The sequence below is a fragment of the Buttiauxella sp. JUb87 genome (assembly GCF_004361975.1).
Classification (GTDB): Bacteria; Pseudomonadota; Gammaproteobacteria; order Enterobacterales; family Enterobacteriaceae; genus Buttiauxella; species Buttiauxella ferragutiae.
The window spans coordinates 130,153-151,654 of the sequence record NZ_SNVY01000008.1; the positions used below are offsets into that span (position 1 = coordinate 130,153).

Genomic DNA, 21,502 nt, shown 5'->3' on the forward strand with positions numbered 1-21,502 from the left:
TCGTAGGGCGGGTAAGTGCAGCGCTCCCGCCGGAACCGGTGCAAATGGTGGATGACGCTAGTCGCTTATCCACCCTACAACTACTGATACAGGTCACATAACCTCTTTCGTAGGGCGGGTAAGCGCAGCGCCCCCGCCGGAACCGGTGCAAATGGTGGATGACGCTAGTCGCTTATCCACCCTACAACTACTGATACAAGTTACAAACCGCTTTCGTAGGGCGGGCAAGCGCAGCGCCCCCGCCGGAACCTGTGCAAATGGTGGATGACGCTAGTCGCTTATCCACCCTACAACTACTGATACAGGTTACAAACCGTTTTCGTAGGGCGGGCAAGCGTAGCGCCCCCGCCGGAAAAGGTGTAAATGGTGGATGACGCTAGTCGCTTAGCCATCCTACAACTGCCAACGCCAATTTCCATCACCCGCTCAATTTTTCTTCAAACCTTAATATCCGCCCGGCATTGCCCAGCACCAGCAACGTACTCATATTATGCAGAATGGCGGCAATCACCGCGCCGGATGCGCCGAGCCAGCCGAAAGCGGCGGCGGCAACAATCACCACTGTCCAGCCCAGGCCAATCAGCACGTTCACTTGCAGCGTGCGGCGGCACAGGCGGCTTAAGCGCACGCAGGTTCCCAGGCGGCGTAAGTCACCGCCAATCAACACGATATCGGCGGATGCCATAGCGATATCCGAGCCGCCAGCGCCCATCGCCACGCCGACTACGCCCGCTTTGAGTGCCAGTGAATCGTTGATGCCATCACCGACCACCATGGGCCGGAAGCCGTTGTCGATTTGCGTGCTGACCTGTTGCAGTTTATCGGCGGGCAGCGCTCCGGCGATCACGTCATTGATGCCGACCTTTTTGGCGATGCGTTCTGCCACAGCCTGGCGGTCGCCGGTCAGTAATAATTGCTGATTCAAGCCCAGTTCACGCAGTTCTGCCATCGCGCTGGCCGCTTCGTCACGTAGGCTGTCTGCCAGTAAAATCCAGCCACGGAAGCGGCCTGCCAGCACCAGCCCGACAATCGGCCCATCGTGTGGTGGTTCTTCGGGTAAATCAGCCAGCTGCGTTTTTAAAAGCTCATGCCTGCCGAGAAACGCTTCGCCCGAACTTGTCGTCGCTGATACGCCTAATCCTTGATGTTCATAAACATTTTCAAGCTGCGGCCATGCGCTTTGCGGGGCGATATTCACCAGCGCGCGGCTGACCGGATGGTTGCTGGTTGCGCCAAGACTTGCCGCCAGAGCAGAGATCATTTCCGGTGATTCTCCTGCTTGCGGGCGTAACTCATGAAGTTGCAGTTTGCCGTGCGTCAGCGTGCCGGTTTTATCGATGATCACCGCGTTCAGTTCGGCTAGTTCTTCGAGGAAGGCCGCACCACGGATTAAAATACCGTGGCGTGCTGCGACGGTAAGCCCAGCAATGGAGGTCGCGGGCGCGGAAAGCACCAGCGCACACGGGCAAGCGGCAACTAACACCGCTAACATCGCCTGAGCGTTTTGCGTCAAAAACCAGGTGCTGGCAGCGATTAACAACACCAGCAGCAGATAACGCGCCGCGTGGCGTTCAAGCAAACGGGTAATTGGCGGGCTGGCTTGCTCGGCACTTTGCATCAGGGCAATCACGCGCCCAAGCGTTGAGGTTTCTCCGGTGCGCGTGACTTCGATACGCAACCGCCCGTCGAGATTTATCGCACCGCCATACACCTCCATGCCCGGTGTCACTTCCAGCGGCACCGATTCACCGGTAATCGGCGCGGTATCGAGGCTCGCCTGGCCTTCCAGCACGCGTCCGTCGGCAGGCAAGCGGTCGCCCGCGCGCACTTCTACAATATCGCCCGCCACCAGTTGATGGTTATCGACGTCATGCAAATGCCCCTCGGCATCAAAACGTCGCGCCCGGCTGCGCGTCAGTTTACTCAGTGATTCAATCGCTTCCTGCGAGCCAATTACGCTGCGCTCCTCAAGAATATGGCCGACGATCATAATCAGCGGTAACAGTGCGGCGGTGAGTAAATCTCCGGTTGCCCACGAACCGATCAGCGCGAGTGCTACCAGCTGATCGGTGATGCCGTGCAAGCTCGGGTAACGCAGGCTGTAAAAGGCGTGGCGCAAGACGGGGATGGCGACCATTAACGAGGCGCAGCCTAATAAAATGTCGGCTACGGCGATTTGCTCCGGTGCCATCCAGCGCCACAGCAAACCCAAAATGAGCGTGCCGCTGGCGACCAGCGCGAGGATTAACTGGCGGGTGATTTGTCGTTGTTCTTGATGCGACAGCGCGCTGCCGGGGTTCACTGAATGAGTTGTCATGGTTTAGACGGTTCCTTTTTCCCGGCCGCTTGCAGGATCAAATTGGCATCATCCTGGGGGGATACGGTGACCACCGATTCGGCCTGCGCCAGAATCGCCGCAATGCGTTCGCGGTACACTCGCGCTAACAAATCCGGATCGTTATGGCTACCGGCCAGGCGGTTGACCAACGCGGTGTCAGACTGCGCTTTCGCCACTTTTTCTTGTGCCTGTGCTTGTGCGGTTTGGCGTAGCTGGTCGGCAAGCTGTGTCGATTTCTGGCGTATTAACGAAGCGTCGGTATTTGCGTTGGCAATCGCTTGTGACGCTTGCTGGCTGGCGGTTAATACCGCGTTGAAGGCGGTGACGGTGGTTTCCGGCAAAGTTGATTGCACGGTTACGCGCTCAAGCGTAATACCAAGTGGGCTGCCCGCCAGCGCCAGGCGTTGCAGATTCTGTTCGATATTGTGCTGCACATCGGCACGCAGGCGTTCGCGCTGTTGGGCGACATTCGAATCGCCGCTGACCATTTCTGGCCGCGCCACCAGAATTGTATCCAAATCCCGCGAGGCACAAACGGCAATGGCTGCGCGCTGTACCAGGCGGTCGAGTGCTGGCATCACATGCTCGCCCTGCAAGACATAAGCCATTGGTGTGACCACACGATAAAACACGCTGATATCCAGTTGCACCACGCCCGCATCGCCGGTTAACAAGTAACCGGAACCCGCCAGCGCATCGCTGCTGTCATCGCCGCGCTGCGCATCGGCTGAGCGTAACAGTGCGGTCACGTGATGTTCGATAACGCGGTCGGGCGCAGGAACCATCACCACATCGTCAATCGGCTTCGGCCAGGTTAACAACAAACCCGCTTCATCCACGCGCTGCTGTGCGCCAAAGTGCAGCACCACCGCGCGGCTGTCGGCGGGGATTTGGCGGATGTTCGAGAACAACCACGACGCCGCAGCCAGCAACGTCAGCGCATACAGCGCATAAAAGGCAAGGCGTATGGATTGCGTCCACGGGCCAGCGGGTTTATTAACCTGATGCTCACTCATGGGTTTTATCCAGTTTCGGCCCTTCAACTAACAGGTGGAACGGCGCGGCATCGGTGCGTAACACCAGGCGAGTGCTGGAATTCACCACGCCACTGAGCGCATCAAGCTGGCGCAACAGGCTGTAAAGCTGAGGCGAGCTGGCATACGCCTTGCCATAAATTTCAGCGGCTTGCACCTGAGACTGCGCTTCAATATCTGCCGCCTGAACCTGCGCCTGAGCTTCAACAATGCGAGCATCCCGTTCTGCTGCCGAGCGGATTTCTGCGGCAGCGCGTTTGCCTTCGGCGGTGCGCTCGGTGGCAATGGTTTCGCGTTCGGCACGCATCCGGTCGACTGTCGCGTTAAGCGTGACCGCCGGTAATGTCAGGCGTTCAGTGCCAACTTGCACTAAACGGATGCCGTAACTTTCGAGCAGCGGCTGGCTGATTTGCGCCTGCAAATGGCTTTCAAACTGGTTCAGTTGCACTTGCTGGCTATCGGTATTGACCAGTTGCGCGAGGCTAAAACCGCTGGCGGTGGTTTCCAGCGCTGAACCTAAATAAGCGCGGATTTGCCGTGCCGCTTCATCGGGCTGGTTTTGCACCGCGCGCATAAAGCGCTGCACATGTTGCGGCGTGTTATCAACCTGCCAGACCGCATAAGACTGCACGATGATCCGCAACCCGTCACGCGTACCAACATCCTGTAACCCGCTCGATGTGGTACGCAGCCGTAAATCCACAGCGGTCGCCATCTCAAACGGTGCGGGTAAGCGCCACGCCAGCCCAGGGTTGAGCAGCACGCGCACCGGGTTACCGAAGCGAGTAATGATCAGCGATTCGCCAGAGCGCACCTGCACCAGGCTTGCCGCCGCGACCAGCAAAGCAACCAGCAATCCCGCACCCGCAATACGCTTCCAGGCTTTGGTTTTGGGTGCATCGGGGTGATGGCTGTGATGGCAACCGCAACCATGATGATGTGAATGGCTCAACGGGAAGACTCCTGTGTCGGTTTGGATGGCGCATCGCGCCGTGCTGCATCGTTCAATGAAGGAAACTCGCGCAGGTCGATAGTCGGTGGCGAGCCCGCGCCAATACGCTGGTCGATAATTAACAGCGGGCTGTGGCCGAGCGTCTGGTGCAGCTGGCTGTACCATAATTCATCAATAAACACCTGACCCGACTGCGCCACCGCCTGTTTTTGGGCGGCGAAACGCACCGCTGTGGCTTGTGCTTTGCTGGTCACATCGCTGGCATTCATCTGTGCCTGATTTTGGCGGGTGGTCGCGGTGGTTTGTGCGCTGGCCGCCAGTTCCGCCGCGTGCCCGCGTTCACGGGAAATCAGCGCCTGGGCAGAAATTTGTGCCGCCTGTACGCCATGAAAAGCATCCGCTGCACCAGCGGGTGGATGGATGGCTTCGACCACGGTCGATAACAGTTCGACGCCGGACTGCAGGCTATCGAGTTTTTGCTGCACCGCGCGGTTAATCTGGCTGGCTAAGGCGATGCGTTGCTCAGCCAATAACTGCTCAAGCGTCTGAGAGGAAAACTGATGCACCAGCACCTGGTTGGCAGCGCTGCGAATCAGTTCTGGCAGATTGGCACTGTTGTAAGTGGCTGCCAGCGCCGCGTTGTCGGTCAGGCCGATGCGCCACATAAAACGCACATCGCTATTAATGATTTGCAGGCTCTGCTGGCTACCACTTTGGCTGGCAATAATCTGTGCTTTATCAAAACTATGCACCGCGTCCCACAGGCGATCGGCACTTTGCGGTGCTTCACCTTCGGCGCTGGTCAATGGTTCCGCGGTGGTGCCGGGTTCTTCACCTGTGGCTAACTCGTGCACCTGGCCATTTTCCGTCAGCACCACTTGCCCGAATGGCCACGGCAGCCCGTAATGCAGGCCGGATGACAACACTTTTACCGGCTTACCAAAGCGTTCGTAAATTCCACGCTGCGTGGCAGAAATTTGCTGCAAGCCGGTCAGCAACCAGCCGCAAATCAGCATCACCGTCAGCACCGGTAAAAAAGCCCGCCGCAACACGGTAAACGCCCACAGCTGGCGCAAATCTATCCCAAAGTGTTGATGCAGCTCGCGCTGTAAAAAAAGCAGCGGGCGAGGCGGCCAAACGAGCTGCGCGGCCAGTTGGCTTTTGGCGAGGAAATCCGGTTCGCTATCTGCTTCTTTTGGCGGAGTAAACAGGGAAAACAGGCCGCGCAGCAGGAACTCAAGCGCGACCAGAATCACCAGCATGGCAGGGAGATCGACCAGTAACGGGAGGTTAGCCGCCGGGAAAATTAGCGCGATCAGGGTGAGACATTGCACCGCCAGAGCCAGGCGTAATAGCGGCGCAATAAATTTTGCTTCCGGCCAGGCTTCATCGACGGTGGCCGCCAGATGGCGTTCAGCCACCAGCGTGGTAAACATCGCCGTGGTAATTATCCCAACCGCCACCCAGCGCAAGTTGCCTTCATCCAGCGCCAGGTATTGCGTGGCAAAACCCACTTGCGCGACAAACAACACAAACAGCGCCATCGAAGCGAGCCAAATGCCATCACTCTTAAGCAACGCATTGATACGGCTGAAATTGACAGGAATCAGCGCCCCAAGCCGCTGGTAAATGGTCGGCGGGGGAGCGGGTTCGGTTTGTGCTTCAGGTTCTGGCACGGGGGCGAACTTCCCGGCGCGCCACTGGCAAATCCGCTGCGCATTAAATAAAGAGATCGCCAGCAAAATCAGGGCTGCGGCATTGCTGCTTAATAGCACCGGCCAGCGGGAAGATGACTCGAACATACTGACAACCAGCGCCACTAAAATCATCAGGAAGATCGCGGCGCTTAATCCGCCGACCAATCTGCCGGTCAGCCTGGCTTGCGCGGGGGCGAGAGAGTCACGCGCCTGGGAGCTAAACGGCGAGCGTTTGGTGGGTTCAGTCATTTGGGAGGGCTGTGTCATTGAGGTTTATTGTTACCATATAACATATCACGGCCAGCAATTATTCGTAAACGGAACGCGGGTAACGGTTTGTACAGTCTGATGTGAAGGGGGAATGAGCGGGCAACCAGAACGGATACCCGCGTTTGGTGACTGTGTTACCAGGTACCGCTGGCGTCGAGGGTTTTGCTTTCGGTCTGTTTTTCAACAGACTGCGTAATCCGCTCGTCAAGCAGTGTCTTGTACAGCTCTTCGTCGAGTGGCAATGTTACCCAACCGTCGGTCCAGCTTGAAAGGTGCATGGCGTTGGAAATCGTCAGCCCGCGAATCCCTTCTTCACCCGGTGCGATGAGCGGCTCGCCACGCAGCACGGCGGCGCAGAAGTTACGGGTAATCACATGATGTTCACTGCATTCAGACGCGGTAGAGATCAGCACTTCCCAGCACTCCGGTTCGCCAAATCCGCCGGTCCAGCGGGCGTTGAACTCGGTTTCGGATTCCCGCAAACGCCAGTAGCGAAGCTTGCCTTCCTCAACCACCACTTTGCCTTTATCACCGATAATCTCCAGGCGGTTGGTGCCGGGGGTTTCTGCCACGGTGGTAATAAACACGCCGGTCGCGCCGTTGGCGTATTCCGCGTAAGCGGTCACTTCATCTTCCACTTCAATCTTGCGATGTTTACCAAACTGGCAAAAAGCGCGCAGGCGAACCGGCATCCCCACCAGCCACTGCCACAAATCCAGTTGATGCGGGTCCTGGTTTAGCAGCACACCGCCGCCTTCGCCTTTCCAGGTGGCGCGCCAGCTTCCGGAATCGTAATAGCTTTGCGAGCGATACCAGTTAGTAATGATCCAGTTTGAGCGGCGGATTTCACCCAGCTCGCCGCTGTCGATAAGGTCTTTTACTTTCTGGTACAGCGGGTTAGGGCGCTGGTTGTACATCAGGCCGAAAAGTACATCGCACTGCTGCGCGCATTCATTCATTTCACGCACTTGCGCGGTGTAGACGCCTGCGGGCTTTTCGCACAAAGTATGAATGCCGTTGCGCATCGCCAACATGGCCAGCGCCGGGTGGTCGTAGTGGGGCGTGACGATTAATACCGCGTCGATAAGCCCACTTTGCAGCATTTCTTCTGCGTCACTAAATAGCGGGATATTTTCCCCAACCAGTAGGCGAATCGCCTCATGCTTTTGCGGATTGTTATCGCAAACGGCGCTAAGAACCGCTTCTTTCACCGTACCTGCCAGCAAATAACGGGCGTGTACGGTGCCCATATTGCCAACTCCAATAATGCCAAAGCGTACTTTTTCCATGTTACAGGCCTCGCTCATTAATGACGCTATTCAGGGCGTTCACCGCACAGGTAAATGCGGCTTCACCATGGTCCATTTTGTCACTGGTTATCGCGCTATTTTCTAATGCTTTGAAACCGCTGAAATCGGCCAGATGGGGCTCAAGGGACAAGAATCCCTGGTAACCGCAGGCTGCCAGTTCTGCCAGCATGTCGCCGATGCGCCCGTCACCCAGGCCCGCAGGCATGACATCGCCCGTGGCGAACAGAGCGTCTTTAATATGGATATAGACGACGTGTTTGCGCAGCAGCGTAAACGCATCCGGGAAGGGAGTGACGCCGCACTGCACAAAGTTTGCCGGGTCGAAAACCGCTTTGACTTTCGGCGTATTCAGCGCTTCCAGCAGTTGCAGGCAACGTTCGGCGGTATCACCGAAAATGTCTTTTTCGTTTTCGTGCAGTAGCGTGACGTCATAGCCTTCGGCGGCGGCAACCAGTTGCTGCCAGCGGTGCAACACTTCCGGCCAGTATTGCTGCGGATCTTCATCTTTCGGCATCCAGAAGCTGAACATGCGGATGTATGGCGCTTCAAGAATTTGGGCGATTTTTAAGGTGTGACGAAACAGGTCAAGATGCGCGTCAAAATCTTCATCGAGGCCAATTTTGCCAATGGGCGAACCGACAGAGGAAATAGCAAAGCCGCGCTCATCCAGGCGTTGTTTAATTAATTTCACTTCATCTAAGGTGTGTTCTACCAGCGGGCGGTCATTCACGCCGCGCATCTCGATATGGCGGATATTGAATTTATCCAGCACATCCATTTGTGTTTCCAGCCACGGCGAAATCTCATCTGCAAAGGCAGATAAAGTAAATTGGTGCATCAGATAAACCTCTTAGCTCATGCCAAATAAATGGGGAAGGAATAATGAAATTTCAGGAATATAAGTCACCACCAGCAATAAAATAAATTCGATGGCGAAGATCGGTAATAACGGTTTAATGACTTTTTCCATCGGCACATTGGCGATGCTGCAACCCACAAATAAGGCGCTGCCCACCGGCGGTGTGATATTGCCGATACACAAGTTAAAGACCAGCATCACGCCGAAGTGAATCGGGTCCATGCCGATGCTTTGTGTAATCGGGAAAAAGATCGGTGTGAAAATCAGTAATGCCGGGCTGATATCCATAAAGGTGCCGACAATCACCAGCAGCAAGTTCATGATCAGCAAGATAATAATCGGGTTTTCCGAAACAGACAGCAGCAGTTCGCTGACGGTATCCGGAATAGACAGCCAGGTCATCGCCCACGACATAAACGACGAAGCGGCAATCAGGAATAAAATCATGCCGGAAATAATCGCCGACTCGATCATAATTGCCGGTAAATCTTTCGGCTTAATGGTGCCATAACACAGCGAAAGAATAAGCCCGTAGAAAACCGAGATGACGCCGCCTTCGGTCGCGGTGAATATGCCAACAATAATTCCGCCAATCACCACCACAATCATTAACAGGCTAGGAATGGCATCAAAAACAATACGCAGCGCCTGTTTTAACGGCACTTTATCTTCTACCGGATAGTTATGTTTTTTGGCATAGATCCACGCATAAAACATCACACCGAGGCCCATTAAAATCCCCGGCACATAACCGGCAACAAACAACGTTGCTACCGACGTCCCGGTCATTAATGAGAAGACAATAAACAAACCGGTTGGGGGAATAAGCAAACCGGTAGGTGCTGAAGCAATGTTAACGGCGGCGGAGAAGTACGGATCGTAGTTTTTCTCTTTTTGCAGCGGTCCCATAAAACCACCGACCGCAGAAGCGGCGGCGACGGAGGAACCGCACACACTTCCAAACAGCATATTACTGATAACGTTGGCATGCGCCAGCGAGCCAGGAATGCGCCCGCCAAGCAGCATCGCTAAGTTAACCAGCCGTCGGGCTATCCCGCCTTTATTCATTAAGTTACCGGAAAGAATAAAGAACGGTGCCGCTAACAGGCCAAAGTTGTTGATGCCGGTAAACATTTTCTGGCTGCCGGAATAGAGAATATCCCCCACCGACATGCTGAAAATCAGCGTGAAAATCGACGACACCATAATGGCAATCGCCACCGGTAATCCGAGCACTAAAAAGAAAATAAAGCTGCCCAGCAGCATGCTGCAGGCGATGAGAATTTCGGAATCAATCATGGGCATTCTTTCCCTGGCAATTGCTGATGATATTGATGATTTCCAGCAAAATAATAAGCACGCCGCTCAAAGGAATAATGGCGTGGATCCAACCCATTGGAATGCCCAGCGTACTGGAGCGTTGACCCATGCCTTCGAGCATAAATTGCCAGCCGCCGAGGATCATGACGAAGAAAATGGAAACCATAATAATCACGTGATGCAGAGTGTTTAGCTTTACACGCAGGCGGATATTGAGTTTCGATTCCAGCAGCGTCAGAGCTAAATGACGCTGGGAAGAGAAGCAGCAAACTGCCCCTAAAAAGCCCATCCAAATCATAATGTAACGCAGTAATTCTTCGGTATAAGTGCTGGGGTCGTTAAGGATATAGCGGGTAAAAACCTGCCACATCGCAATCAGGCACAAGGCAGTGAGCAGGCACGCCACCAGCAGCCCGATACCTTTATCAAGGTATGACTTAAAGGTTTGAAGGTTCATGAAGTACTCCGGAAAAGCTCGCCCTGTAAAGCCAGCCGTCTGGCTTTACAGGCTAATTGCTTTTATTGCATTGAATTACGGATTTCGGTTACTTGCTGCATTTTGTCGGCGGGAAGCTCGGAGTACATCGGTTCCACTAAATCCTGGAAGGCTTTTTTCTCTGGGTAGTAGAATTTCACGCCCATCGCTTCGGCATCTTTCTTCGCTTTCGCCTGTACTTTTGCCTGCTCTTCGGTCTGCATTACGGCGGAGTTCAGTGCGGCTTGTTTCAGTTTTACCTGTTGATCTGGCGTCAGTTTTGCCCACGTTTTGCTGCTGATAACCACAATGTCCGGCACCAGCGTATGTTCATCAAAAGAGTAGGCTTTCATCATTTCGCCATGGCGGGCATCCGTTAGCGTCGAAACGGCATTTTCTGCGCCATCGACCACACCCTGCTGCATGGCACCGAAGACTTCGCTGTACGGCAGCGGTGTGGCGGTTGCTCCCAGGCGTTTCATCATATTCAGTACGGTTGGGTCGGCCATGACGCGAATTTTGACGCCTTTCAAATCTGCGGGTTTTTCGATGCCTTTATCGCGGGTATAGAACGAACGGAACGAGCTGGTATAGAACGTCAGCCCTTTAATACCGCTGGATTCTGGGTAGGCGTAGAAAGTATCAGCCAACGGGCTGAGGCTGAACTTCAGATAAGCTTCGTTGCTGGGGAACAGATACGGCATGGAAAGAATCGAAAACTTGTCATTGAACGATTGCAGGTTAGACACAGAAACACGCGCCATATCGACGGTCCCTTTCTGCACATCCTGTAAAACCTGAGTTTCATCGCCCAGCGCACCGTTGGCAAAAATACGTAATTTCACTTCGCCATTAGTGGTTTTTTTTAATTCGTCGTTCATAGATTTGAGCGCTAAAACGGTCGAATCGATAGCGAGATGGTTATCTGCGACTTTTAACGTAATAGCGTGTGCAGAATAACTCGTCAAAAGAGCGAGGGCACAGCTAATAACGGAACCTTTAAAGAGAGTCTTTTTCATTGTGCATTTCTCACCTGGATGTTAATTGGCGCTACAGTAAGAAACTGCCCGAATCTCAGCAAACGGATTTTGTGATAATATTCGCAGCTTAAGTAATTATCTGTCTTGTTTTTAATATTTATCTTTTAAAAACAAAGGAATATCCGTGATAATATTTGCATGGATGCATTGTGTCAGGGATCACAAAATGGCAGGTAAATTAAAGATGCAACAAATAGCCGTAATGACAGGATATTCTGTCAGTACGGTTTCAAGAGTTTTAGCCGGGAAATCGAACACCAGCCCACAGGCGCGTAGCGCTATACTGCGTAGTGCTCAGGAGTTTGGTGTATTAGATGAACTTATCAGTGGGCGTTTATTAATTAACGGTGTGATTATATTTGCCCCGGACCGTGCTTTTAATAGCCGTGATGACACATTTTATAATGAAGTCATCAAAGGCATCGTCGAAGCTATTGCTCCGCATGATATTTATATCCGTTATTGTGGGCTGGAAGAGCAGCAGGCAGATTTGAAGTTGTTTCTTAAAAAAGCCAGCGACAGCAATATTAACGCGATGATCATTATTGGCGTGGACGACCCAACCATTCATAAACTCGCCGCCACACTAAACAAACCCTGCATTCTTATTAATACCACCGACCGGGAAATGCTTCTGGATAACGTCTCGCCAGACCATCGGGCCATCGGTTTTAGTGCCGCTCGTCATCTTTATCAACAGGGGCATCGGCGCCTGCTGTGTCTGACCAGCCTGCGGCGCGACACTATGGTGAGCCGCCTGGAGGGGGTCAAAGAAGCGGCGCGTTACTTCCATGCTCCATTCGATGAAGCTCTCAATTTGGTGGTGACGGAAGGATTTGGCGCGGTGGAATCAGAAGCGGCGCTGGAACGCTGGTTTTCACAACATTCCCAGGAACAATGGCCGACGGCCATTCTTTGCGCTGGGGTATTTATGGCAAAAGGGGCGCAACAAGTCTTGCAGCGCCGTAACCTTACTGTCGCGCAGGACGTTTCGCTGATGGTCACCGACTTTAGCTGGACACTCTCCGAGCCCTTTAGCCCCGCATTAACGGCAATTCAGGTGCCTTGTCGTGAATTGGGCATTGAAGCGGTGCATTTATTACAAAACCGTATTACTCGCCCCCACACCCCGGTATTCAACCTGATGCTGCAGGGGCGTTTGCTGGTGCGTGATTCGGTGATCCGCACTACCCGCTCAATCCCGCGGGAGCACGCTTAAGCTTGCGGCGGTAAACAGACACCAATGCCACCAATGCCGCAATAGCCATACGGGAATGCTATGTGTAGAAAAAAAGTATACTAATTTTATATTCACATGTAATTAAGGTTTTTTTTAATTGTTTTTATCTCAAAATATAGCGTATATATACTTTTATTGTATACTGATTATACTAATATGATTTCCTGCAGTATCTATCAGGTGAACTGATTGAGTTTCCACCCTTGCGACATCAGAAACATGATCTTTACATGCTTTATGGGTGCGCGACTAAGTGAGTCAACTCTTAATCAGAAGTGATACCCTCAACTCCACATAAAATAGATAACTTTATAATGAAGAAATGAAAGCGATCTTTCTCTGCAGCATTCAAATGAGAATGTACCCGTCAGGCTATTCCTACCATGTAGCCAGTGATGCGATGAGTGGTAGACTGATCCCGCAGAAGTCTGAGGGGTTTTATTCCGGTTTATAATCACTGCTTCTGGAACAGCAATTTTTACGTAAACGGAGAAATCAATAAATACTATCTTTTGAGCCTAATTACAGCGATCTGCAAACTGAAAATCAAACAGCTGAAAACAAAAAGGCATCAATCACTTGTTGATACAGAGAATCCATTTTTAATTGCTGTGTATGCTCTGAAATAGAAAAAGCTGACGGAGTTGTTTCACTGAAATCCATTTTAAGATCGATTTCTCTGAGCGGAGCTGAACCATGTATTGGCATAAAATCTGGTGATGAAGATGAAGTCCCAAGCGTTGGGGATAACTCGTCATCAATTTGTGGTTGCAGAATTTTATAGTCTTCTGGTAAGTCTTCAGCCAGCCGCGTAGAGAATAATGTCATTTCAGCAGTAGCCATTGTAAATAACCAGGCTTCCTGATTTTTGCTGTGATTCACCCGTAAAATCCTTCCCAATACTTGTCTGAAGTAAAGCTCCGTTTTAACAGTGCTCAGGTGGCAGCAAACCTGAAGGCGGGGAATATCTGTACCCTCGCTGATCATGCCAACACTGACAATCCATTCGGTTGATGCTTGCCTGTAATGCGCTATCTTAGTAAGGGCGTTTCTATCGTGGTACGTCACAATGGTTGCTGTTTGGGCAAACTCATTTTCCAGCATACTCACTAGCTGGTACGCATGCTCGACAGATGCAGCAACAATCAGACCGCCCGCATCAGTATTAACTTTGCGTATTTCACGAAGTTTTTCACATCCAGCTTTGAGTACATACTTCATTGCATCTGGATGCCAAATTATGGATTGATATGAAGCTATGGTTTCATTTAGAAAGTCTGCAATGGAAGCAAACTTTTTCACTATCTCATTCGATGCAAAAACAACATTATTGCTGTTTATCAGGACAATTTTAGGTTTACGACATACATTATCGACGATAGCCTCATGTAAACCATATATATAATCGCAACAGATCTCTCCATCCGGAACGGTGTAATTTGACAGCACTATTGGTATATTATCCGTTCGCCATGGGGTTCCAGTTAATGCCAACGTGTAACTTGCACATTGCTGAACCTGAGACAGTATTTCACCGCCCCACATGTTGGCATTATCCAAAGAATCACCGGAGCAATGATGAATTTCATCAAAAATAACTAACACCCGGTGTCCCTGTAGAGAGTTCCAGAAACTCTTATCGAAATACAACAGACTATGGTAAGTATACGCAGCACCAACCGCCCCCAGGCCACCATTAAAGTTTCTTTGCAGAATATGGGAAAAAGTACTTTCCACGGATGAGACCACTGCGGATGAAGGTGCAAAGCATATGACGAGGTCTACCAGATCAAGCTCCAGCATTCTCCTGGCAACTTCGGCCGCCATCACCGTTTTCCCAGCACCTGGACTGGCTAGACACAGGAAGTGTGGCGATCCAGATTGGTATTTTTCTAAAGCCGCTTCAGCGCACTTATTCTGCCACACCCTCAGCATACGCAATGCTCATTGTTATGCTGTCCGAGCACTTTTGATAAAGCAGCCACCCTGCCAAGTAAAGCAGCGGACTGATTTTTTGCCTGCAGATAGAGATCCATAAAGCATCGCTTTCTGCTGGGAAAACGTTCCATCAGAGACTGGTACTCTTCTATTTCACTGAGAATGACGGCAAGCTTGGCTTCGTGAACAACTTTTTCTTTCATCAGATCTACGAGGAAAAGATCAACTTCCGAAACGGGAGGGGTCACTTTTTCAGGTATAGCTACAAGGCGTGAGTTTTTTGGCAGTTTTCTTGGTACGAAAGTAGTTGAATGGAAGCTTTCTGTTTTCTTGTAAACGTTCCTGGATCGCCCACCACTATTTTCAATTTTATGTACGAAGCCCAATGCCTCCAACCGAAGAAGTTGTCGGTGGACGAATTTTCTGGCTTCTGTCACATCAGCATATTCATCTGTAATTTTCAGCAAAGCGTCCCTGAGATGGACAGCCCCGAACTCATCAAAATCTTTTTCTATCAATAAATTATAAATATACGGGTGCAACTTTACTGCAGACTTCATTATAAAAAAATCCAAATCATTAAACTTAGAATTGCTAAGTATACAGAAACCAACGAAACTTAGACAATCTAAGCACCCTAAGGCAATGATGATGACTACGTGGCCCACCCAAACCCGATACCTGAGAGGCTCAGAGCAGCCAGAACAAAAGCCGGGATCACTCAGAAGGAATTGGGTATCCGAATTGGCATGGAGCCAAGTTCAGCGAGTGGTCGTATGAACCATTATGAGAAGGGGAGACATACTCCTGATATTGATACTCTCAAACGTATGGCTGATGAACTTGGGGTACCGATTAATTATTTCTTTTGTGAGAACGAAACAACCGCAGAACTGGCTCGTCTGATAGCAAATATGACAGAGCAGCAACAAATTGAATTAATTGATATTTTGAGTAAGAAACAGCTTTAGATTTTTCACTGCGCCCATTCTGGAACGTTTTTTAACATATTCTGAATATTCGCATCCCCCGGATCATCCAATCGCATTTTATTTTCTCGCTATTCACGAATGACCTGTTTATCTCCAGCAGCAGTTCTGAACAACTATGGTCTGCCGGGAGCATAGTCATTTGCACCCGGAAATGACACTTTGAATTGATTCGGGTATGGGCTCACTGATTTTCTTTCGAACACTGCCAGTGTTCCACATCCGCAAACGAATACTCAGGGGATACACACCATCTACTGGCTGTCCCCTTTTTGAAGGTTGTGGAATGCATCCGATCCGCGATGAAAAGGTTAGTGATGACAGCGATAAATCAGTGTGTTGCTTATGTTTACCTGGACTGGGCGAATAAACAGCACGATGTATGTGCTCGGTTTAAAAATGGTGAACGCGTTTTCATGCACTGAACATGAACAAGGAGCGCTGGATCCCTGGCTCAACAAGTTGTGCGAACGGGTAAAAGGCAAGAAACGTGTCCTCACCTTACTTCCAAAGTGTGCGAGAATAATCGGGATTATTGCTGTCGTTTCTGCGTTAACCTGATCTCACTAGCTGGTTATTTTCTCACCCCAAACCTTTACCGCAGGAGTGAACTGAATAGTGGTGATGCTCACCAAAAATTTGCCAGTAATTGCTCTTTTGAGAATATGTTGCCATTTATTTTGTCTTTCTCTGAAAGGGTAAGCAGTTTTAACAGGGTTATTGCGTGCTCTTGTTCCTGTCGCGCACCACAGGACTCAATGTCATACGCCGGTACACCATTTTGCGTAACCAGGATAGGCTCAGCATGATCGAGCCTGGTTGCATTTTTTTTCACGTGACGGGTTGTTCCTGTTTTCATCATTAACCTTATGTCAGGTGTCAGGTTTAAAGGTAGGGCTCACTAAGAATGAACGGTTCAGAAATAATTGAGTTCCTGGGTAAGCGATAGAGCAGCAGAGATGGTTTTCAAAACGGTGTATTTTCACAGTCAGGAGGTTTTACAGGTCCTCTGCTTGTCAAACATCTGCATCGTTCCTGCATCTCATGTCATGAAACGCCATATCCGTATCAATAGGCTACTGGCGTATAGTTTTGCTCCAGAACAAGAACCACGACTTCACTTTTTACTGCTACGATAAATTGTCGTTTGCGCATAACTGAACACTTCTATTATGACTGGCAGTTTTAAGGTGTGGTAGTAATTCGTGAACATTCCGCAAGGGTAATGCCCATGCAGTATAAGGCAGCTAACCCACCCCTGTATTTCTTTCTGGCATATCGTCCGCAGGTTCAAGCCGGAAACATTTCACCTTTCCCGGCAAAAAAACCAGACGCCTAAAAAGGTGGTTTTACTTCTAAAAGGACATCCGAACTCCATCCAGCAACACCGCCATACTTGGCCAGTTGGCCACCAAGTTTAATATTTAAGCGCCCTGAACCGTTTCAGCATTAAATGTTAATAATAACACATGTAAACTATATAGAGTTTGCCATGTTGCTTTGCAGGTGACATAAGACAAAATCGTTGGTTTAACTATTTGAAGCTCGGATTTGCTTAGGCCCTGTTGAAGGGCCTTTTTTTTATCGGTTAAGTTCCACTAATGGAACGCCGGATTGTAAAATCAGGACGTTAGTGCTTCAACTATATACAAGAGTTTTGCGGTTAATTGATATTCAGGTGTTTTCACCTCAATGAGCGCCTGGATGGGTTTGATCCCTATCAACCGCACTTACAAAAGCTTTCCAGTCTACAAACATGGGAAAGGCATGAGTGACTGGTGAGTGTATCCGTCTGAGCACAGGGAGTGACCACCTGTCGAGCCAGCACTGAGTCTGATACTCACCTGGTATTTTCATTTCGTAGTGAATTGAGCTTTGATTATTGCTTTAATGCCCCTGTTATGACTGACCCCGTAAAGCGGGGTGGTTCATATTAAGGGGCTTTTTCTTTTCAGGCTCATTCAGCCCACCTTCGGGGCTGCTGAACGACTCAGGTAAAGATATGTTGATATCAGAGTGATGAAAAACTTCCCCGCGACCTACTTTCCCAGGCGACGCATGTTCAGCTTAACGCAACGCCTCCAGAGTCACTGTCCGCTTTATGGCTTCGGTGTTGGTCTCTGCGGTTGGGTAAAATCAGACGAACTGCCTGCCGCAACTGCATACGCCATTTTGTGACAATCTAATCTCAGGTGAAAATCGTAGTGTGCCCATAGACTGCTTCATTGCTCGAAATACAGGGTTGATTTGTCTACGGGCACACTGGCTCCAGGATTAGCAGTTTAATGTCTGATTTTGGGAAAGACGTTCAACCGTCTGCTACCACGTAATAAAGCCCAGCTTACCGTTGAGAGAAATATGACCAATGGTGGGTTCCGGGTAGAGATAAATGATATACGCCTCCTCTTCATTTTTACCTGTTACCATGTCTCCTGTATAAAAATCACGGTAATAAAAAGGCCTCGTCACCGTGTCCACATCCATGGGGTCTGTGCTTTGCTCATCCAGATGAACATCTCTGCTTGTCAGCAGGATAAAATAGCGTCCTTTCCAGTAACCCATTATACCTGATGCAGAATAGGCCTCCTGAGTCACTAAATGGTTCACAGAAATCTTCACCTGGCCGTATTCACACTGTCCATACAGGCTACCCAGGCTTGGGTTGCGTACAATAAAACTGGCGTTGCAACCCAGACTGTTGATGAAAGGGGCGGGAAGAATGCAGCATGCTAAGGACAGCAATAAAAGAACGATTTTTTTCCTATTTAACTTCAGCATACTGAAACCCATTTGATTGTGAATTCACATAAATATAATTGCCTGGCGGCAAGAACTGAGGGATGTCTTCATTAATCACAGACCCGTAACCACAGAACTTTGAACCCTTGATATGCTCGCAGGACAGTAGGGTTAATTGCGTGGTATAAAATAAAATATTTAGTGCTATAAATAATCCCATAGAAGCGCTCAGCAGATAAAAAGCTAAAGAAAGCCATGCGCCATTGAGTGATTTTTTTGCAGTAGACTTTTTGAACGTCTGAACCATGGAAGGTGACGTAAACGACATAGCACTACTCAACGGTTTGCCAGGTGTTACCTTGTCTGCCTTTTCGGGATAAGCCTCTTTTCCGGGGATACAGGAGGGTATCGTCTCATGCCTGCCTGATAACTCTGCATCTGCATCTGCATCTGCATCATACAGGTCACACTGGACATCTTGATGATTCCAGGAGAATCCTTTTTTGAAATGAGTGGTGATAACCTCTGTTTCAACGGTATGAAAAAATTGCGCTCTGATTTTCTTTATGGCCACATTTAATGAATTGGGAGTAACGTCTTTGTCAGGCCACGCAATATCCAGCAGATCGTTCCTTCCAATAAAAGAAGTTGATGAGTTAATGAGTGCCGTCAGTATGCGGCCCTCAACTACATTAAGTTGGGCAACTAAATTTTCCTGATAATAGAGAGTTCTGGTATTTATATTGAATTTAAAATAAAGCTTATCTTTCATGACTCATTTTTCTGTTTTAAGGACCCAGTCATGCACATACTGTTTGTATGTACGCGTTGCGTATATCGGAGGTTTATCTTGCGTTGTACCGCGAAACAAAACTCAGTTATCACAATTGCGGATGCCATTTTTGCTGGCTATGCGATGCTCGGAATGATAGCGATGTTGAAATATTAAATAATGAAAAAGAAGTTAATAAGGGTAAATAGGGTAAATAGAAAGAACACAATCCACTAAAAACAGGCGCTTAAATCATATCCTTCAGGTATGAGCAAAGTCTCGCAGGCAGGCAGAGGAAGTGTAAAAAAAAATGAAAAAGAACGGATTTTTATCGAGAAAGTGTGAAAAATCAGCATTGTGAACGTAAATTCACAACTGAGGTGGGTTATTCATAAGTGCCTGTCTATGCCTCAGGCCATGCTGGTCTTCGACATTTTGCAGCACAAGAGAAGCTTTGTAATGGAGCCGTAAATTAGTGAACCTTGACTATCTATTAATATAGCAACAGATAATTGATGTTATCGGGTAAAGACCAATCGCAAACATTTCAGATGCCATTTCTCTCCAGAGATTAAAAAGAATCGATCGAGTTGGCTGTCATATATCAGCAGAACGTAGTTGGGTGAGTCCAGATTCTGGTACTTGATCCCTGAGCATTGCGTAAACTGAAATAAGTGACCTCTGCAAATCGTTATAGCTTTGAAACGTAATTCAGGAGCCGAAAAATCAAATTTATGGCTGGAAAAACAAAAGCAGACGGTTGTGCCGGAAAGCCAGTTCCCTTCAAATCAGTACGTGAATCACACAGGTGATAATGAAGTTGTCTGTTGTGGATCTTGGTACCTACAGAAAATCACTCTCAGTGAATAATATCCCCCCGACACCTGTCTGATGGTGCAATGCGTTTGCTACCAGCGAACAAATCAGGATGCTTCAATGAGATTCATACTATCCGACAAAAATCTGCAATTAACTAGTATTAAAATAGGTAAGTTAAAAAACAACCTGCCAATCGATCTCTTTTTTTAATCCATGTGTTATAAAATAAAACGCTCACAATGATATTATCATATCAAAATTATTTTCATGAAAATTAAAAAGTAAAATAAATTGATGTGAACTTGTGAATTCAATTCAAGGGATTGATTTAATTGATTATTTTGTTTTTTTGATTTTCATGATTTATGTGGCGAGTTATTTAAAAATAGACGCAGTTGAGTTGATGCAACTTTATCCGTTAGCAATTTATTGCATCACCACAACAGAAACGTTTTTGTTGTGTTGTCAGTGTATATATGTATTTTTTTTAATAAAAATTAATCCACCAGAGAGTATAAAATGAATATCAAGTCTAAATTAACTGTTGTCAGCGGTGTTATTGCTTTGTCAATGGTTGCATTCGGTGCGCAGGCAAATGAAGGAACCGTGAACTTTAAAGGGGCTGTTATTGATGCACCTTGCGGTATCACGCCAGAAACAATCGATCAGACTGTTGATTTCGGCATGATCACTACCGTTGACCTTGAGTCTGGTGCCCTTATTGGTAAGCAGGATTTTAAAATCGAGCTGGTTAACTGCGATACCACGGCCCTGGTGGGCAAAACCGTTGATGTGACCTTCAATGGTGCCACTGTCGCTTCTGCACCGACTGAATTAGGTACTGTGGGTGGAACAGGTACTGCTATCGTTATCTCCTCCCCAGATGGCTCTGATGTCACATTCGGTACACCAACTGCAGCGCAGGTAATTGGCGATGGCAGCAACTCACTGCTATTCAGTGCTGCCGTGAAGAAAGCAACGGGTGGCACTGTTGCAGAAGGTGATTTCACCGCAGTATCTAACTTCACCTTAGCGTATCAATAAGGGTATGTAGCCGGACCAACTGGTCTGGCTTTTTTTACCCATCAGGCGCAAGTCAATATGCAAAAAAAATCTGTTTACAGAGCTATGTTAACTCTGCTTTTAGGTTTGTCCTGGCCGGTAGAGTCGTCGTTTCCGTTTTCCGCGGAGAGTCGTTTTTTTACTGAAACGGAAGACGGAGAAAAAGTGTGGATGCATGGTCAGACACGTTTTTCTGGACAGGTATTAGCCGCTGCATGTTCTTTGGCGATGGAAGATGCCTGGCAGTCTATTGATATGGGGATGCTTCCTGTTCGGAATATTCAGGTCAATACATCGGGACCGGAAGTCATCTTTTTTTTGCGACTGGAAAATTGTGGGTTACTTAAAACGAATAAAGGAACGTTCACAGGTTCACCTGTTTTTGTCACCTTTGACGGGGTACGCGGACAGCAGCCGGATCGGTTTGGTCTGACAGGTCAGGCACAAGGTGTGGAACTGCGCATCCAGGATAATCAGGGGTATACAGCTTACGTTGGTGAAGTTATGCCGCCACAGTCTCTTACAGGTAATGGGCAGCAACTTCATTACACGCTTCAACTGGTCCGAAACGGAAAAACATTACAGGCTGGTGACTATTATGCTGTTGTGCGTATGAAGATGGAATACGAATAATATTTGTACCTTACA

Annotated in this window: 18 protein-coding genes and 1 pseudogene; 5 read left to right on the forward strand and 14 right to left on the reverse strand. The window is 49.1% G+C overall.

Going from position 1 to position 21,502, the window contains the following annotated elements; translation table 11 throughout:
* Positions 1-418: 418 nt before the first annotated feature.
* From EC843_RS20560 to EC843_RS20600, 9 genes are all read right to left on the reverse strand, one after another.
* Positions 419-2,317 (reverse strand): heavy metal translocating P-type ATPase, encoded by a 1,899-nt coding sequence (locus EC843_RS20560; RefSeq protein ID WP_133522972.1) that lies wholly within the window; start codon positions 2,315-2,317, stop codon positions 419-421.
* Positions 2,314-3,354, reverse strand: a complete 1,041-nt coding sequence (locus EC843_RS20565) for an SPFH domain-containing protein (protein ID WP_133522973.1) — start codon at positions 3,352-3,354, stop codon at positions 2,314-2,316. The genes EC843_RS20560 and EC843_RS20565 overlap by 4 nt, the downstream gene beginning before the upstream one ends.
* Complete coding sequence (locus EC843_RS20570; protein ID WP_208111334.1) at positions 3,347-4,324, reverse strand: protease modulator HflC; 978 nt, start codon at positions 4,322-4,324, stop codon at positions 3,347-3,349. The genes EC843_RS20565 and EC843_RS20570 overlap by 8 nt, the downstream gene beginning before the upstream one ends.
* The gene (locus EC843_RS20575; protein ID WP_237931986.1) at positions 4,321-6,270 is read right to left on the reverse strand and encodes a protease modulator HflK; all 1,950 of its coding nucleotides are present in this window, start codon (positions 6,268-6,270) and stop codon (positions 4,321-4,323) included. Before EC843_RS20575 ends, EC843_RS20570 begins: the two co-directional genes overlap by 4 nt.
* 155 nt (positions 6,271-6,425) lie before the next feature.
* Positions 6,426-7,580: a Gfo/Idh/MocA family oxidoreductase gene (locus EC843_RS20580; RefSeq protein ID WP_133522974.1), complete on the reverse strand. Its 1,155-nt coding sequence runs from the start codon at positions 7,578-7,580 to the stop codon at positions 6,426-6,428.
* A gap of 1 nt (position 7,581) precedes the next feature.
* Positions 7,582-8,439, reverse strand: a complete 858-nt coding sequence (locus tag EC843_RS20585; RefSeq protein WP_133522975.1) for a sugar phosphate isomerase/epimerase family protein — start codon at positions 8,437-8,439, stop codon at positions 7,582-7,584.
* Between the two features lie 12 nt (positions 8,440-8,451).
* Positions 8,452-9,759 carry a TRAP transporter large permease gene (locus EC843_RS20590; protein ID WP_064540622.1) on the reverse strand — a complete coding sequence of 436 codons (1,308 nt, stop codon included), beginning with the start codon at positions 9,757-9,759 and terminating at the stop codon, positions 8,452-8,454.
* Entirely contained in the window at positions 9,752-10,237 is a 486-nt protein-coding gene (locus EC843_RS20595; RefSeq protein WP_064540619.1) for a TRAP transporter small permease, read from the reverse strand. The genes EC843_RS20590 and EC843_RS20595 overlap by 8 nt, the downstream gene beginning before the upstream one ends.
* A gap of 62 nt (positions 10,238-10,299) precedes the next feature.
* Positions 10,300-11,274, reverse strand: coding sequence for a TRAP transporter substrate-binding protein (locus EC843_RS20600; RefSeq protein ID WP_133522976.1), 975 nt, complete (start codon positions 11,272-11,274; stop codon positions 10,300-10,302).
* A gap of 187 nt (positions 11,275-11,461) precedes the next feature.
* Here EC843_RS20600 and EC843_RS20605 point away from each other — a divergent pair, with 187 nt between their 5' ends.
* Positions 11,462-12,514 (forward strand): LacI family DNA-binding transcriptional regulator, encoded by a 1,053-nt coding sequence (locus EC843_RS20605; RefSeq protein ID WP_064540613.1) that lies wholly within the window; start codon positions 11,462-11,464, stop codon positions 12,512-12,514.
* Positions 12,515-13,081: 567 nt separating this feature from the next.
* Here EC843_RS20605 and EC843_RS20610 read toward each other — a convergent pair.
* Both EC843_RS20610 and EC843_RS20615 read right to left on the reverse strand, forming a co-directional pair.
* Positions 13,082-14,470 (reverse strand): DEAD/DEAH box helicase family protein, encoded by a 1,389-nt coding sequence (locus tag EC843_RS20610; RefSeq protein ID WP_133522977.1) that lies wholly within the window; start codon positions 14,468-14,470, stop codon positions 13,082-13,084.
* Positions 14,464-15,033, reverse strand: coding sequence for a hypothetical protein (locus EC843_RS20615; protein WP_133522978.1), 570 nt, complete (start codon positions 15,031-15,033; stop codon positions 14,464-14,466). The genes EC843_RS20610 and EC843_RS20615 overlap by 7 nt, the downstream gene beginning before the upstream one ends.
* Before the next feature lie 99 nt (positions 15,034-15,132).
* Here EC843_RS20615 and EC843_RS20620 point away from each other — a divergent pair, with 99 nt between their 5' ends.
* Positions 15,133-15,444, forward strand: coding sequence for a helix-turn-helix transcriptional regulator (locus EC843_RS20620; RefSeq protein ID WP_133522979.1), 312 nt, complete (start codon positions 15,133-15,135; stop codon positions 15,442-15,444).
* 335 nt (positions 15,445-15,779) lie between these two features.
* A pseudogene (locus EC843_RS24900) lies at positions 15,780-15,948 on the forward strand (IS110 family transposase); the annotation flags it as partial.
* Positions 15,949-16,090: 142 nt separating this feature from the next.
* Here EC843_RS24900 and EC843_RS24905 read toward each other — a convergent pair.
* The 3 genes from EC843_RS24905 to EC843_RS20635 all read right to left on the reverse strand — a co-directional run bounded on the left by EC843_RS24905 (position 16,091) and on the right by EC843_RS20635 (position 18,973).
* On the reverse strand, positions 16,091-16,321 hold the full coding sequence (locus tag EC843_RS24905) for a type II toxin-antitoxin system Phd/YefM family antitoxin (protein WP_133522980.1): 231 nt from the start codon (positions 16,319-16,321) through the stop codon (positions 16,091-16,093).
* 1,460 nt (positions 16,322-17,781) lie between these two features.
* Complete coding sequence (locus EC843_RS20630) at positions 17,782-18,240, reverse strand: hypothetical protein (RefSeq protein WP_133522981.1); 459 nt, start codon at positions 18,238-18,240, stop codon at positions 17,782-17,784.
* Positions 18,224-18,973 (reverse strand): winged helix-turn-helix domain-containing protein, encoded by a 750-nt coding sequence (locus tag EC843_RS20635; RefSeq protein WP_133522982.1) that lies wholly within the window; start codon positions 18,971-18,973, stop codon positions 18,224-18,226. Before EC843_RS20635 ends, EC843_RS20630 begins: the two co-directional genes overlap by 17 nt.
* A gap of 1,338 nt (positions 18,974-20,311) precedes the next feature.
* Here EC843_RS20635 and EC843_RS20640 point away from each other — a divergent pair.
* On the forward strand, positions 20,312-20,836 hold the full coding sequence (locus EC843_RS20640) for a fimbrial protein (protein ID WP_133522983.1): 525 nt from the start codon (positions 20,312-20,314) through the stop codon (positions 20,834-20,836).
* Positions 20,837-20,893: 57 nt separating this feature from the next.
* Positions 20,894-21,487 (forward strand): fimbrial protein, encoded by a 594-nt coding sequence (locus EC843_RS20645; RefSeq protein WP_166642082.1) that lies wholly within the window; start codon positions 20,894-20,896, stop codon positions 21,485-21,487.
* Positions 21,488-21,502: the final 15 nt, after the last annotated feature.

Excerpts from the sequence above, each read along its gene's own strand:
- EC843_RS20560 (WP_133522972.1), bottom strand. The coding sequence starts at position 2,317 with ATGACAACTCATTCAGTGAACCCCGGCAGCGCGCTGTCGCATCAAGAA.
- EC843_RS20565 (WP_133522973.1), bottom strand. The coding sequence starts at position 3,354 with ATGAGTGAGCATCAGGTTAATAAACCCGCTGGCCCGTGGACGCAATCC.
- EC843_RS20575 (WP_237931986.1), bottom strand. The coding sequence starts at position 6,270 with ATGACTGAACCCACCAAACGCTCGCCGTTTAGCTCCCAGGCGCGTGAC.
- EC843_RS20580 (WP_133522974.1), bottom strand. The coding sequence starts at position 7,580 with ATGGAAAAAGTACGCTTTGGCATTATTGGAGTTGGCAATATGGGCACC.
- EC843_RS20585 (WP_133522975.1), bottom strand. The coding sequence starts at position 8,439 with ATGCACCAATTTACTTTATCTGCCTTTGCAGATGAGATTTCGCCGTGG.
- EC843_RS20590 (WP_064540622.1), bottom strand. The coding sequence starts at position 9,759 with ATGATTGATTCCGAAATTCTCATCGCCTGCAGCATGCTGCTGGGCAGC.
- EC843_RS20595 (WP_064540619.1), bottom strand. The coding sequence starts at position 10,237 with ATGAACCTTCAAACCTTTAAGTCATACCTTGATAAAGGTATCGGGCTG.
- EC843_RS20600 (WP_133522976.1), bottom strand. The coding sequence starts at position 11,274 with ATGAAAAAGACTCTCTTTAAAGGTTCCGTTATTAGCTGTGCCCTCGCT.
- EC843_RS20605 (WP_064540613.1), top strand. The coding sequence starts at position 11,462 with ATGGCAGGTAAATTAAAGATGCAACAAATAGCCGTAATGACAGGATAT.
- EC843_RS20610 (WP_133522977.1), bottom strand. The coding sequence starts at position 14,470 with ATGCTGAGGGTGTGGCAGAATAAGTGCGCTGAAGCGGCTTTAGAAAAA.
- EC843_RS20615 (WP_133522978.1), bottom strand. The coding sequence starts at position 15,033 with ATGAAGTCTGCAGTAAAGTTGCACCCGTATATTTATAATTTATTGATA.
- EC843_RS24905 (WP_133522980.1), bottom strand. The coding sequence starts at position 16,321 with ATGAAAACAGGAACAACCCGTCACGTGAAAAAAAATGCAACCAGGCTC.
- EC843_RS20630 (WP_133522981.1), bottom strand. The coding sequence starts at position 18,240 with ATGCTGAAGTTAAATAGGAAAAAAATCGTTCTTTTATTGCTGTCCTTA.
- EC843_RS20635 (WP_133522982.1), bottom strand. The coding sequence starts at position 18,973 with ATGAAAGATAAGCTTTATTTTAAATTCAATATAAATACCAGAACTCTC.
- EC843_RS20640 (WP_133522983.1), top strand. The coding sequence starts at position 20,312 with ATGAATATCAAGTCTAAATTAACTGTTGTCAGCGGTGTTATTGCTTTG.
- EC843_RS20645 (WP_166642082.1), top strand. The coding sequence starts at position 20,894 with ATGCAAAAAAAATCTGTTTACAGAGCTATGTTAACTCTGCTTTTAGGT.